Source organism: Methylosinus sp. is20ea (assembly GCF_059718135.1).
On the sequence record NZ_AP046088.1, the window covers coordinates 408,264 to 423,455 of the forward strand.

The window sequence follows — 15,192 nt, forward strand, 5'->3', positions numbered from 1 at the left end:
GCGGCGTCTCGAAGGACGAGGAAACCTTCATGCGCGGCCATCTGGAGCTCCCCCTCGTGCTTCGAGACGGCTCCTACGGAGCCTCCTCAGCATGAGGGGGAGGATTGTTGGCCTTCACCCGATCGCCTGCGCGGGGCCGGCCTCGGCTTGACGCGGCGCCGCGCGGTTCCTACTCTTTCGAAAAATGTTTCAATTCGAAAGGAAAGCCATGTCTGCCGTGACCGTCAAAGTCTCCGATGCGAGCTTCGAGGCCGAGGTTCTGAAATCCGACCAGCCGGTCGTCGTGGATTTCTGGGCCGAATGGTGCGGCCCCTGCCGCACCATCGCGCCGGCGCTCGAGGAAATCGCCACCGAGCTCAAGGACAAGCTCAAGATCGTCAAGCTCAACGTCGACGAGAACCCCAATGTCGCCGGCATGCTGGGGATTCGCTCCATTCCGACCCTCATCATCTTCAAGGACGGCAAGGCCGCCTCGCAGAAGGTGGGCGCCGCGCCCAAAGGCGAATTGCTGCGCTGGATCAACGCCGCTATATAAACGCTCGACGTAACGCGAGCGAAGGCGTAAGCCCAAGGGAATGATACTCTCGGATCTTGCGCCTTCGCTCGACTTCTCCCCGCAGGAGCTGACGGCGATCGCCCTCAGCCTGAAAGTGGCGGGGACGGCGACCGTCGTTTCTCTGCCGCTCGCCGTCTTCGTCGCCTATGCGCTGGCGCGCTGGCGCTTTCCCGGCCATGCGGCGCTGAACGCTCTCATTCATCTGCCGCTGGTCATGCCGCCGGTCGTCACCGGCTTCGCTCTGCTGCTGCTGCTCGGCCGCAAGACGCCGCTCGGCTCCTTCCTCGCGGACTATTTCGGCATCGTCTTCGCCTTCCGCTGGACCGGCGCGGCGCTGGCCGCCGCAGTCATGAGCTTTCCGCTGATGATTCGCCCCATTCGCCTCTCCTTCGAGAGCATAGACGAGCGCCTCGCTCTGGCCTCCCGCTCGCTGGGCGCCAATCCGCTCTGGACCTTTTTCCTGGTGACGCTGCCTCTGGCCGCGCCCGGCCTCATCGTCGGAGCGATTCTCGGTTTCGCCAAGGCGCTCGGCGAGTTCGGCGCGACGATCACCTTCGTCTCCAACATCCCCGGCGAGACGCAGACGATTCCCTCCGCCATCTACAGCCTCACCCAGACGCCGGACGGCGACGCCGACGCGCTGCGGCTGGCGGCCGTATCGACGGCGATCGCCGTGACCGCGCTGGTCGTCTCGGAAATATTGCAAAAGCGCGCCGACGCGACGAGAGCCGGCAAATGATCGGCGTCGACGTTACTTTGCGGCGCGGCGATTTCACCCTCGTCGCAGCCTTCGCCTCGAAGGCGCGCATCCTCGCGCTGCATGGGCCCTCCGGCTCCGGCAAGACGACGCTCGCCCATCTCGTCGCCGGCCTCGTCGCGCCGGACGAGGGCCATATCGTGGTGAATGGCGCGCCGCTCGTCGATACGGCGCAACATCTGTTCGTTCCGCCGGAGAAGCGGCGAATCGGCCTCGTGTTCCAGGACGCGCTGCTGTTTCCTCATCTCGACGTGAAAACGAACATATTGTTCGGCCGCTTCTTCACGCCGAAGGCGGAGCGCCGCGTGCCCTTCGACGCCGTCGTCGAGACGCTCGGCGTCGCGCATCTGTTGCGCCGCCGCTCCGGATCTCTCTCGGGCGGCGAGCGCCAGCGCGTCGGCCTCGCCCGCGCGCTGCTGTGCTCGCCGCGCCTCTTGGTGATGGACGAGCCCATGGCCTCGCTCGACTACGACCGGCGCCAGGAGATCATGACGCTGATCGAGCGGCTGCGCGACGAATTCTCCATTCCGATCCTGCTGGTCTCGCACGCCGCGGACGAGATATTGCGTCTCGCCGACGAGGTGATCTCGCTCGATCGCGGCCGCATCGTCGCGCTGGGCCTCCCGTCGGAGACGCTCGCCGCCGCGAGCCGGCTCATCGAAGGCGGCCGCTTCGCGCTCGTCAGCGCGCTGGAGGCGCAGGTCGGCGCCTTCGATCCGCGCTATGGCGTGACGCGGCTCGAGCATCCGGCGGGCGAGATCGTCATCGCCGCCCATGTCACGAATGGCGACCGGCGAGTGCGCGCGCTCATCAACGCCACCGATGTCGCGCTGGCGCGGCGCAGGCCGCAGGACATCAGCATCCGCACCGTGCTCGAAGGGCGCATCGTCGCCATAGACGAGGACGCAAGTCCGCTCGCCTTCGTGCAGATCGAGCTGAAAGGCGGCGGCCGGCTCGTGTCGGCGGCGACGCGGCTGTCGGTCGCCGAGATGAATCTGACCACGGGCGCCGAGATTTTCGCGCTGGTGAAATCCGTCGCGCTCGACGAGAGGGAGCTCGGCGCGGGCGCTCGACCTTCGGCGCGCGCGCAACGCCCGTCTGACGCGCCCACAAGCTAAGTTTTTGTTAGCTCTTTCATTTAGATGTTTGTTAAGACCTGCGTGCGACTGTCAGATCCGCGAAGCCTCCGATGTTGGATCGCCTCGCATTCGCGCCGAACAGGACAGATGATCTGTCCGTCGCCGGCCCGGCACAGGACCCTCGAGCCCGCGCGGCTCACAGGGCTCCGCCGGAGGTCTCGGCCTGGCGCGACGGTGTTCTCCCGAACCTATGTGACGAAGACACAGCCTCCGGCCGCTCGCGTCGGAGCGATCGCTCGCGCGTCCTCGCTGCGTCTCCCGCTCACGCCCGATGCCGCCCGAGCCCCTGCGCTCGAGCAGAAAACCGTAACGCCGTCACTCTTTCGTTTCTTCGTAAACAGCTTCATTGGAAGCGGAGCGCCCGATGACCTCGATCTTCACCTCTCTCACCGCCACTCAGGTTGCCGGGCTCACCACCACGATCATATCGAATCTATCGACGACGGACATCGCCGCGCTGAGCACCACGCAGGCGGCCGCGCTCAAATCGACGCAGCTCAACGTCCTCAACTCGACCGATCTCCAATATCTGGCGCAGACGCAGATCGCGGCGCTCTCGGCCAACGCCATCGCCGGCCTCTCGCTCGCGCAAATCGGCAATCTGACCACCACCCAGGCCGACGAATTCACGGCCACACAGGTCGCCGCGCTCACCTCCTCGCAGATCGGCGCGCTCACCTCGACCGAGTTGCAAGGCTGGGACGGCACACAGCTCGGCGCGCTCAGCGCCACTCAGATCGGCAAGCTCACCACCTCGGCGATCAGCAATCTGTCGACGACGCAAATCTCCTCGCTGAGCCAGACGCAGGTGCGCGGGCTCACCACCTCGCAGCTCAATGCGCTGAGCACCAACGATCTCATCGCCGTCAATCTCGCCAATCTGACCACCTCCCAGATTGCCGGCCTCGACGCCGCCGCCGCCGGCAATCTCTCCACCACTCAAGCGGAAGGCCTCACCTCCGCGCAAATCTCCGCCCTGTCGGCCACCGCTTTCGCCGGCCTCTCGTCGACGGAAGTCCAGGCGTGGAACACCACCCAGCTCGCCGGCCTCACCGCCACCCAGATCGGCAAGCTGACCACCACCGCCTTCGCCAATCTCTCCACCACGCAAGTCACCGATCTGACCTCGACCCAGGTGCGCGGCCTCACCGCCACGCAGATCGGCGGCCTCGCCGCCTCCTATCTCGACGCCGTCGATGCGGCGGACTTCTCGACCTCGCAGATCGCCGCTTTCGGCGCCGCGACGGTCGGCGACCTCTCCACCACTCAGGTCGGCAATCTCACCTCCACGCAGATCGGATCGCTCTCCGCCACCGCCTTCGGCGCGCTGACCTCCACCGAAGTGCAGGCCTTCTCCTCCACCCAGCTCGCCGGCCTTACCGCCACCCAGATCGGCAAGCTGACGACGACGGCCTTCGCCAATCTCTCCACCACTCAGGTCACCGATCTCACCTCGACCCAGGTGCGTGGCCTCACCGCCACGCAGATCGGCGGCCTCGCCGCCTCCTATCTCGACGCCGTCGATGCGGCGGATTTCTCGACCTCGCAGATCGCCGCTTTCGGCGCGGCGACGGTCGGCGATCTCTCCACCACTCAGGTCGGCAATCTCACCTCCACCCAGATCGGATCGCTCTCCGCCACAGCATTCGGCGCGCTGACCTCGACCGAGGTGCAGGCCTTCTCCTCCACCCAGCTCGCCGGCCTCACCGCCACCCAGATCGGCAAGCTCACCACCACTGCCTTCTCTAATCTCTCCACCACGCAAGTCACTGACCTGACCTCGACCCAGGTGCGCGGCCTCACCGCCACGCAGATCGGCGGCCTTACCGCCTCCTATCTCGACGCCGTCGACGCCGCAGACTTCTCGACCTCGCAAATCGCAGCCTTCGGCGCGGCGACGATCGGTGATCTCTCCACCACCCAGGTCGGCAATCTCACCTCGACCCAGATCGGATCGCTCTCCGCCACCGCATTCGGCGCCCTGACCTCCACCGAGGTGCAGGCCTTCTCCTCCACTCAGCTTGCCGGATTGACCGCCACCCAGATCGGCAAGTTCCCCATCACAACCATCCCCAACTTCTCGACGACCCAGGTCGCCAATCTCACCTCGACGCAGGTGCACGGCATCACCGCCACCCAGCTCTCGGCGTTCTCCGCATTCCCGTCACTCACCACCCCATACCTCAACGCTATCAACGCAGCTGACTTCACCACGAGCCAGATCGCCGCGCTCGACGCCACTACGGTCGGCAATCTCACCACGACGCAGGTAGCCTCCCTGTCCTCAAGCCAAGTCGGCGCCCTCTCCACTGCCGGCTTCGGCGCGCTGACCTCGACCGAGGTGCAGGCCTTCTCCTCCACCCAGCTCGCCGGCCTCACCGCCACGCAGATCGGCAAGCTCACCACCACCGCCTTCGCCAATCTCTCCACCACACAGGTCACCGATCTGACCTCGACCCAGGTGCGCGGCCTCACCGCCACGCAGATCGGCGGCCTTACCGCCTCCTATCTCGACGCCGTCGACGCGGCGGATTTCTCGACCTCGCAGATCGCCGCCTTCGGCGCCGCGACGGTCGGCGATCTCTCCACCACACAGGTCGGCGGTCTCTCCTCCACCCAGATCGGATCGCTCTCCGCCACCGCCTTCGGCGCGCTGACCTCGACCGAGGTGCAGGCCTTCTCCTCCACCCAGCTCGCCGGCCTCACCGCCACACAGATCGGCAAGCTGACCACCACCGCCTTCGCCAATCTCTCCACCACGCAAGTCACCGATCTGACCTCGACCCAGGTGCGCGGCCTCACCGCCACGCAGATCGGCGGCCTCGCCGCCTCCTATCTCGACGCCGTCGACGCGGCGGATTTCTCGACCTCGCAGATCGCCGCTTTCGGCGCCGCGACGGTCGGCGATCTCTCCACCACACAGGTCGGCGGTCTCTCCTCCACCCAGATCGGATCGCTCTCCGCCACCGCCTTCGGCGCGCTGACCTCGACCGAGGTGCAGGCCTTCTCCTCCACTCAGCTCGCCGGCCTCACCGCCACCCAGATCGGCAAGCTCACCACCACCGCCTTCTCTAATCTCTCCACCACGCAAGTCACTGACCTGACCTCTACCCAGGTGCGCGGCCTCACCGCCACGCAGATCGGCGGCCTTACCGCCTCCTATCTCGACGCCGTCGATGCGGCGGACTTCTCGACCTCGCAGATCGCCGCTTTCGGCGCGGCGACGGTCGGCGATCTCTCCACCACCCAGGTCGGCGGTCTCACCTCCACGCAGATCGGATCGCTCTCCGCCACCGCCTTCGGCGCGCTGACCTCGACCGAGGTGCAGGCCTTCTCCTCCACTCAGCTCGCCGGCCTCACCGCCACCCAGATCGGCAAGCTCACCACCACCGCCTTCTCTAATCTCTCCACCACGCAAGTCACTGACCTGACCTCCACCCAGGTGCGCGGCCTCACCGCCACGCAGATCGGCGGGCTTACCGCCTCCTATCTCGACGCCGTCGACGCCGCGGACTTCTCGACCTCGCAGATCGCCGCCTTCGGCGCCGCCACGGTCGGCGATCTCTCCACCACCCAGGTCGGCAATCTCACCTCGACACAGATCGGATCGCTCTCCGCCACCGCCTTCGGCGCGCTGACCTCGACCGAGGTGCAGGCCTTCTCCTCCACTCAGCTCGCCGGCCTCACCGCCACCCAGATCGGCAAGCTCACCACCACCGCCTTCTCTAATCTCTCCACCACGCAAGTCACTGACCTGACCTCCACCCAGGTGCGCGGCCTCACCGCCACGCAGATCGGCGGGCTTACCGCCTCCTATCTCGACGCCGTCGACGCCGCGGACTTCTCGACCTCGCAGATCGCCGCCTTCGGCGCCGCCACGGTCGGCGATCTCTCCACCACCCAGGTCGGCAATCTCACCTCGACACAGATCGGATCGCTCTCCGCCACCGCCTTCGGCGCGCTGACCTCGACCGAGGTGCAGGCCTTCTCCTCCACTCAGCTCGCCGGCCTCACCGCCACCCAGATCGGCAAGCTCACCACCACCGCCTTCTCTAATCTCTCCACCACGCAAGTCACTGACCTGACCTCCACCCAGGTGCGCGGCCTCACCGCCACGCAGATCGGCGGGCTTACCGCCTCCTATCTCGACGCCGTCGACGCGGCGGACTTCTCGACCTCGCAGATCGCCGCCTTCGGCGCCGCCACGGTCGGCGATCTCTCCACCACCCAGGTCGGCAATCTCACCTCGACACAGATCGGATCGCTCTCCGCCACCGCCTTCGGCGCGCTGACCTCGACCGAGGTGCAGGCCTTCTCCTCCACTCAGCTCGCCGGCCTCACCGCCACCCAGATCGGCAAGCTCACCACCACCGCCTTCTCTAATCTCTCCACCACGCAAGTCACTGACCTGACCTCCACCCAGGTGCGCGGCCTCACCGCCACGCAGATCGGCGGGCTTACCGCCTCCTATCTCGACGCCGTCGACGCGGCGGACTTCTCGACCTCGCAGATCGCCGCCTTCGGCGCCGCCACGGTCGGCGATCTCTCCACCACCCAGGTCGGCAATCTCACCTCGACACAGATCGGATCGCTCTCCGCCACCGCCTTCGGCGCGCTGACCTCGACCGAGGTGCAGGCCTTCTCCTCCACTCAGCTCGCCGGCCTCACCGCCACCCAGATCGGCAAGCTCACCACCACCGCCTTCTCTAATCTCTCCACCACGCAAGTCACTGACCTGACCTCCACCCAGGTGCGCGGCCTCACCGCCACGCAGATCGGCGGCCTCACCGCCTCCTATCTCGACGCCGTCGACGCGGCGGACTTCTCGACCTCGCAGATCGCCGCCTTCGGCGCGGCGACGGTCGGCGATCTCTCCACCACCCAGGTCGGCAATCTCACCTCGACACAGATCGGATCGCTCTCCGCCACCGCCTTCGGCGCGCTGACCTCGACCGAGGTGCAGGCCTTCTCCTCCACTCAGCTCGCCGGCCTCACCGCCACCCAGATCGGCAAGCTCACCACCACCGCCTTCTCTAATCTCTCCACCACGCAAGTCACTGACCTGACCTCCACCCAGGTGCGCGGCCTCACCGCCACGCAGATCGGCGGGCTTACCGCCTCCTATCTCGACGCCGTCGACGCCGCGGACTTCTCGACCTCGCAGATCGCCGCCTTCGGCGCCGCCACGGTCGGCGATCTCTCCACCAATCAGGTCGGCAATCTCACCTCGACACAGATCGGATCGCTCTCCGCCACCGCCTTCGGCGCGCTGACCTCGACCGAGGTGCAGGCCTTCTCCTCCACCCAGCTCGCCGGCCTCACCGCCACCCAGATCGGCAAGCTCACCACCACCGCCTTCGCCAATCTCTCCACCACGCAAGTCACTGACCTGACCTCCACCCAGGTGCGCGGCCTCACCGCCACGCAGATCGGCGGGCTCGCCGCCTCCTATCTCGACGCCGTCGACGCGGCGGACTTCTCGACCTCGCAGATCGCCGCCTTCGGCGCGGCGACGGTCGGCGATCTCTCCACCACTCAGGTCGGCGGTCTCTCCTCGACGCAGATCGGATCGCTCTCCGCCACCGCCTTCGGCGCGCTGACCTCGACCGAGGTGCAGGCCTTCTCCTCCACCCAGCTCGCCGGCCTCACCGCCACCCAGATCGGCAAGCTCACCACCACCGCCTTCGCCAATCTCTCCACCACGCAAGTCACCGACCTGACCTCCACCCAGGTGCGCGGCCTCACCGCCACGCAGATCGGCGGGCTCGCCGCCTCCTATCTCGACGCCGTCGATGCGGCGGACTTCTCGACCTCGCAGATCGCCGCTTTCGGCGCGGCGACGGTCGGCGATCTCTCCACCACTCAGGTCGGCGGTCTCTCCTCGACACAGATCGGATCGCTCTCCGCCACCGCATTCGGCGCGCTGACCTCGACCGAGGTGCAGGCCTTCTCCTCCACCCAGCTCGCCGGCCTCACCGCCACCCAGATCGGCAAGCTGACGACGACGGCCTTCGCCAATCTCTCCACCACACAAGTCACCGACCTGACCTCGACCCAGGTGCGCGGCCTCACCGCCACGCAGATCGGCGGGCTCGCCGCCTCCTATCTCGACGCCGTCGATGCGGCGGACTTCTCGACCTCGCAGATCGCCGCCTTCGGCGCCGCCACGGTCGGCGATCTCTCCACCACACAGGTCGGCGGTCTCTCCTCGACGCAGATCGGATCGCTCTCCGCCACAGCATTCGGCGCGCTGACCTCGACCGAGGTGCAGGCCTTCTCCTCCACCCAGCTCGCCGGCCTCACCGCCACCCAGATCGGCAAGCTCACCACCACCGCCTTCTCTAATCTCTCCACCACTCAGGTCACTGACCTGACCTCCACCCAGGTGCGCGGCCTCACCGCCACGCAGATCGGCGGCCTTACCGCCTCCTATCTCGACGCCGTCGATGCGGCGGACTTCTCGACCTCGCAGATCGCCGCTTTCGGCGCGGCGACGGTCGGCGATCTCTCCACCACTCAGGTCGGCGGTCTCACCTCCACGCAGATCGGATCGCTCTCCGCCACCGCCTTCGGCGCGCTGACCTCGACCGAGGTGCAGGCCTTCTCCTCCACCCAGCTCGCCGGCCTCACCGCCACCCAGATCGGCAAGCTCACCACCACCGCCTTCGCCAATCTCTCCACCACTCAGGTCACTGACCTCACCTCGACCCAGGTGCGCGGCCTCACCGCCACGCAGATCGGCGGCCTCACCGCCTCCTATCTCGACGCCGTCGACGCGGCGGACTTCTCGACCTCGCAGATCGCCGCCTTCGGCGCGGCGACGGTCGGCGATCTCTCCACCACCCAGGTCGGCAATCTCACCTCGACGCAGATCGGATCGCTCTCCGCCACCGCCTTCGGCGCGCTGACCTCGACCGAGGTGCAGGCCTTCTCCTCCACTCAGCTCGCCGGCCTCACAGCCACCCAGATCGGCAAGCTCACCACCACCGCCTTCGCCAATCTCTCCACCACGCAAGTCACCGATCTGACCTCGACCCAGGTGCGCGGCCTCACCGCCACGCAGATCGGCGGTCTCGCCGCCTCCTATCTCGACGCTGTCGACGCCGCGGATTTCTCGACCTCGCAGATCGCCGCCTTCGGCGCCGCCACGGTCGGCGATCTCTCCACCACACAGGTCGGCGGTCTCTCCTCCACCCAGATCGGATCGCTCTCCGCCACCGCCTTCGGCGCGCTGACCTCGACCGAGGTGCAGGCCTTCTCCTCCACTCAGCTCGCCGGCCTCACCGCCACCCAGATCGGCAAGCTCACCACCACCGCCTTCGCCAATCTCTCCACCACGCAAGTCACTGACCTCACCTCGACCCAGGTGCGCGGCCTCACCGCCACCCAGCTGGACGGGCTCTCGGCGAGCTATCTGGATGCGATCGACGCCGGCGACTTCTCGACCAGCCAGATCGGCGGACTGGACTCGACCGCGGTCGGCAATCTCACTTCGACCCAGGTCGGGGCGCTGACCTCGGCGCAGGTCGGAGCGCTCTCGGCGACGGCGATCAACTCGCTGACCACGACCGAGATCGACGGCCTGAGCGGCACGCAGGTCGCCGGCCTCACCAGGACGCAGCTCACCGCGCTGAGCACGACCAATTTCACCTCTCTGACCAGCACGACGGGCATTCCGGCGCTCACGACGACGGCGATCGCCGGCATAACGACGACGGATATCGCCGCTTTGTCCACGACCCAGGGCAACGCCTTCACGACAACCCAGATTCAGGCAATGTCCGTGGATCAAGCTATCGCGCTCGTGTCTCTCATCGGCTGACGGCGGGGGGCGCGAGACGCGGTGACCTTCGTCACGCGTCCGCAACGGCGCTTCGGGCGGGATCGCTCGGGCGCCGCCCTCTCGAATGGACGTCGACATGCCCACGCAGCCGAACGAATCGGAGTCCGCCCTCGCGCTATTCAAAAGCGCGATCGAAAAATCCTTCTCGCGCAAGCTGACCATCGCCGATCTGTTCACCGCCGCAGCGCAGCTCAAAGCGGCGGGGCTCGATCGGCGGGCGGCCGAGCTCTATAAGCATTGGATCGCCTTCAACGCCGACGACCCGGTCGTCTATGCGGCCTATTTCAACTATGCGACCGCGCTGTCCGAGACGGGCGACCGCCCCGGCGCGATCAACGCGCTGCGCGAGGCGATCCGCATCCAGCCGGATTTCCAGCCGCCCTATATCAATCTCGGTCGGCTGCTCGAGGATTCGGGCCAGATCGGCGCGGCGGTCACGCAATGGATGGCGCTGGTCGAGCGGACCGCCGCCATCAATGGCGATGCGGTCGCTCACAGACTGAGCGCGCTGCAGCAGACCGGGCGCGTGCTCGAGAGCCTCAACAAGGACGAGGCGGCCGAAGACGCGCTGCGGCAGATTCTCGAGATCGACCCCAAGCGGCAGGAGGTGGTCCAGCATTGGATCGCGCTGCGCCAGCGGCAATGCAAATGGCCCGTGGCGCTGCCCTCGGAACGCGTGAGCCGCATCGATCTCGCCAATGGCATATCGTCGCTGTCGCTCGCCAATCATTCCGACGATCCGATGTTCCAGCTCGCCAAGGCGCATCATTACGAGAAGCGCGCCATCGGCCGGCCCGAGCGCCGCCTGCTCCCGGCGGAGCCCAAGCGAACGCCCGCCAAAACAAAGCTGCGCATCGGCTATGTGTCCTCCGATCTGCGCGAGCATGCGGTCGGCTTCGCCATGACGGATGTGCTCGAGTCGCATGATCGCGCGCATTTCGAGATCCACGCCTATTATTGCGGCATCGCGCGCAATGATCCGACGCGCGAGCGCATCGTCGCCGCCGTCGATCGCTGGACCGACATCAATGGAATGAACGACGAGACCGCCGCGCGCAAAATCGCCGACGACGAGATCGATATTCTCGTCGATCTCAACGGCTACACCAAAGACGCGCGCACCAAGGTGTTCTCGCTGCGGCCGGCGCCGATCATCGTCAATTGGTTCGGCTTTCCCGGCACGATGGGCAGCCCCTATCATCATTACATCGTCGCCGATCCGGTGATCATTCCGGAGGGATCGGAGATCTATTACTCCGAGAAAGTGCTGCGTCTGCCCTGCTACCAGCCCAATGACCGCAAGCGCGTCGTCGCTCCGACAAGCCCGACGCGCGCCGAGGCGAGACTGCCGGAAGACGCTTTCGTCTATTGCTCGCTCAACGGCATGCAGAAGCTCACCGCTCTGACCTTCGACCGCTGGGTGCGCATATTGACGGCGGTTCCGGGCAGCGTGCTGTGGCTCCTGACCGGGACGGAACAGACCAACGACCGCGTGCGGGCGGAGGCGAAGGCGCGCGGCGTCGCGCCGGAGCGCATCGTCTTCGCCGATAAAATGGCCAATCCACAGCATTTGGCGCGCTATGCGCTCGCCGATCTCTTCCTCGACAATTTCCCCTATGGCGCCCATACGACGGCCGCCGACTCGCTGTGGATGGGCGTGCCGATCGTGACCTTCCCCGGCCGCAGCTTCGCCTCGCGCGTCTGCGCGAGCCTGGTGCGCGCGGCCGGCGTCGGCGAGCTCGCCTGCGCCTCGGCCGAGGATTATATCGCGCTCGCGATCGAGCTCGGCAAAGACCGGCGCAAGCTCGCCGGCGTCCGCGACAAGCTCGCGAAGGCGCGCGACACATCGCTCTTGTTCGACACGCCGCGTCTCGTCGGCGAGCTGGAGACGCTCTATCGCAACATGTGGAGCGACTACGAGAGAGGCGAGCTGCCGCGGCCGGATCTGCGCAATCTCGACATCTATCACGAGATCGGGCTCGATCTCGATCTCGAGAAAATAGAGCTTCTGAGCGACGACGATTATCGCGCGCTCTATGAGCGCAAGCTCGCGGATTGGGACGCCGCCTATCCGATCGAGCCCGACACGCGCATGTGGCGGCCGCGCTGAGCGCGCGGCCATGCGCTTCTCATTCGGCGAGCATTCGCTTCAAGAGCTCGATGACCTCGGACAGGCTCTTGTCCTTGGAGGCGAGATCCTCGACCTTGCGCACGGCGTGCAGCACGGTCGTATGATCGCGCCCGCCGAAGCGGCGGCCGATCTCCGGCAGCGAGCGCAACGTCAGCACCTTGGACAGATACATGGCGATCTGTCGCGGGCGCACGACATTGGCGGTGCGGCGCGAGGAGAGAATATCGGCGCGCGAGATATTATAGTGGCTGGCGACGAGCTTTTGAATGTCGTCGATCTTGACGCGCTTGGGCTCGGCGCTGCGCACGAGATCTCGAATGGCGTTCTCGGCCGTCTCCACACAGAGCGGCGCGCCGTTCAGAGTCGAATGGGCGAGCAGACGATTGACCGCGCCTTCGAGATCGCGGCCATTGGTCACGATCGTCTTGGCGATATAGGACATGACCGCCGGCGGCACATGGAAATTGGGCTGCGCCTCCTGCGCTGCGGCGATGCGCGCCTCCAAAATCTTCATGCGCAGCTCTTCGTCGAGCGGGCCGATGTCGACACAGAGCCCGCCCTTGAAGCGCGAGAGCACGCGCTCGTCGAGGGTCTCGAGATCGGAGGGCGGACGATCGGCGGCGACGACGACCTGCTTGCCGGCGTCGATGAGCGAGTTCAGCGTGTGGCAGAACTCCTGCTGGATCGACTTTCCCTGCAGAAATTGCACATCGTCGATGATCAGCACGTCGATGTTGCGCAGCCGCTCCTTGAAGGCGATCGAGTTTTGCTGCGACAGCGCCGAGACGAAGCCGCTCATGAATTTCTCGGCGGTCAGATAGAGCACGCGGCGCCGATTGTCATTGGCCGAGCGCGCCACCGCCTGCAGCAGATGCGTCTTGCCGAGCCCGACCGCGGCGTGAGTGTAGAGCGGATTGAACAAAGGATGCTCGCCGGGGCGGGCGTCGGCGACGCGACAGGCGGCCGCATAGGCGAGCTGGTTCGAGGGTCCGACGAGAAAGGTCGAAAAAGAAAGACGGCGATCGAGCGGCGAGCCGCCGAAAGATTCCGCGTCGCCGCGCGCGGCGACCCGCATCGGCGCCTTGGCGGGCTGAGCCTCTATGCGCTCGACGGCGGCGGCGGGCGACTGCGCCTTTTCGGCCGCGGCGCCGGCGGCGGCTTCCGTGTCGCGCGGACGCGAGCGGCGGGTCGGCGAGCGCACGTCGATGACGATTTGCTCGAGCGAAGAGAATTCGGCGCAGAGCCGCGTGCGGATGCGATCCGCGTAATGAGACTGAATCCAGCTCTTCAAGAATTTGGTCGGCACTGTCAGCAATGCGGCGCCGTCCTTCGCGCCCTCGAGCTCCAGTCGCGCGAACCAGGAATTATAGACCGCCTCGCCGAGCTCGGCGCGCAAACGCCCCCGCACGCGCTCCCATTTTTGCCGGTCCTCGGCCGACAATTCGCTGGATTTCGACTGGTCATCGCTAATTTCGGACATGGCTTTCTTTCGCGCTGAAGACGAGTAGAGGCGCGCCGCCTCGACAGCGTCGTCACAGTGAAACGGATGAATCGGTCGGTTTCGATCGATATGCGCGATCGACGCTTCGAGGACGCTTACAGCCTGCTCGGGGGGCCCACGGAACATTCGCTGAAGTCGAACGGATTTCTCCCATCCTTTCGACTGCGACGGCGCGCGCCGTAGCGCTGCGCTTCGTCGTCGCTCGTTCTCGTGTCGGCTCGCCGCCCAAAAGCCATCACATCACCCCTACATCCGCGATGAGCGAATGCTCGTCGCGGTCCTAACAATCGGATCTGAAGATACGCAGACAGAAACGCACCCAGCGGGAATTTTAGCCGATGCATTCTCGATGTGGTCGACGCATTCACGGTGTGGTCGACGCGTTCGTCGAACGCGTCAGGCAATCTCTCGCAGAGAAGGTGTCAGCCGAAGGCCTACATGCTTTTACTCACCGCCTGAGCGACGCCGCTCCGCAACGCCACGCCACATTCCGAACCTACACGCCCGCTTTTGCGCACGCAACGATCGTCGAGCCGCAGAATGCCCAGATCGACGCCGCAACGTCGCCGCACTCTCGCTCATCGCCCGGATAAAGTCATGATTCCCCGCTCAGAAAAATCTATCGCCGACGAGGGCGCCGCGGGACGATCGTCGCATCGCCGCGGCGCGCGCCGTGGCGAAGAGTGCGTGTCAAGCCCACCGAGCGTTGGCGGCGCAACGAGCCTATAAGGCAATTAACTGTTTTTAAACCATATACGCTGCGCACAAGAAAAGCGTGTGAAAAAAAATCTCACACTACGGGGACTAGCGGAGTCGGTTTTCCCGCGTGGTCGAAGAATTACGCAGAACGCAAAAAAGCCCGGCGGAGCCGGGCTTTCGAAACACGCTGTTTGCGTAAGAAAAGATCAGGCCGACAGCGCCTTCACGCGAGCGGTCAGACGAGAGACCTTTCGCGATGCGGTATTCTTGTGAATGACGCCGTGCTGCACTGCGCGCATGACGACCGGCGCGACGCTCTTGAGCACGGCGGCGGCCGTCGCGGCGTCGCCGCTCGCGATCGCCTCCTCGACCTTGCGCACCTGCGTGCGCAGCAGGCTGCGACGCGCGCGGTTGACGGCCGTGCGCCGGGCGATCTTGCGGACGGCCTTCTTGGCCGAGCTGGTGTTGGCCATCTTTGTTCCTTCGACGGTCGAGGCGAGGCGGGCGGGGTCGCCGCCCAGAAAAGCAAAGCGGCCGCGAAATCGCGGCCAGTTCGAGGGCCTTAT

The 15,192-nt window shown here is 66.1% G+C and carries 7 protein-coding genes; 5 read left to right on the plus strand and 2 right to left on the minus strand.

Features of this window, described 5'->3' with window-relative positions; genetic code table 11:
• Positions 1–208 precede the first annotated feature (208 nt).
• From trxA to AC6IY7_RS02050, 5 genes are all read left to right on the plus strand, one after another.
• Positions 209–535 (plus strand): thioredoxin, encoded by a 327-nt coding sequence (gene trxA, locus AC6IY7_RS02030; protein WP_196409123.1) that lies wholly within the window; start codon positions 209–211, stop codon positions 533–535.
• A 40-nt stretch (positions 536–575) separates the two neighbouring features.
• Positions 576–1,295, plus strand: a complete 720-nt coding sequence (modB, locus tag AC6IY7_RS02035) for a molybdate ABC transporter permease subunit (protein WP_497781350.1) — start codon at positions 576–578, stop codon at positions 1,293–1,295.
• The gene (gene modC, locus AC6IY7_RS02040) at positions 1,292–2,431 is read left to right on the plus strand and encodes a molybdenum ABC transporter ATP-binding protein (protein WP_497781351.1); all 1,140 of its coding nucleotides are present in this window, start codon (positions 1,292–1,294) and stop codon (positions 2,429–2,431) included. Before modB ends, modC begins: the two co-directional genes overlap by 4 nt.
• Positions 2,432–2,816: 385 nt before the next feature.
• Positions 2,817–10,274 (plus strand): hypothetical protein, encoded by a 7,458-nt coding sequence (locus AC6IY7_RS02045; protein ID WP_497781352.1) that lies wholly within the window; start codon positions 2,817–2,819, stop codon positions 10,272–10,274.
• Positions 10,275–10,371: 97 nt separating this feature from the next.
• Positions 10,372–12,405, plus strand: a complete 2,034-nt coding sequence (locus AC6IY7_RS02050) for an O-linked N-acetylglucosamine transferase, SPINDLY family protein (protein WP_497781353.1) — start codon at positions 10,372–10,374, stop codon at positions 12,403–12,405.
• Positions 12,406–12,424: 19 nt separating this feature from the next.
• On the opposite strand, the gene dnaA is transcribed toward AC6IY7_RS02050, so the two are convergent.
• A complete protein-coding gene (dnaA, locus tag AC6IY7_RS02055; protein ID WP_497781354.1) occupies positions 12,425–13,906 on the minus strand; it encodes a chromosomal replication initiator protein DnaA in 1,482 nt (493 codons plus the stop codon).
• 926 nt (positions 13,907–14,832) lie between these two features.
• Entirely contained in the window at positions 14,833–15,099 is a 267-nt protein-coding gene (gene rpsT, locus AC6IY7_RS02060; protein ID WP_331937779.1) for a 30S ribosomal protein S20, read from the minus strand.
• Between the last annotated feature and the right edge of the window lie 93 nt (positions 15,100–15,192).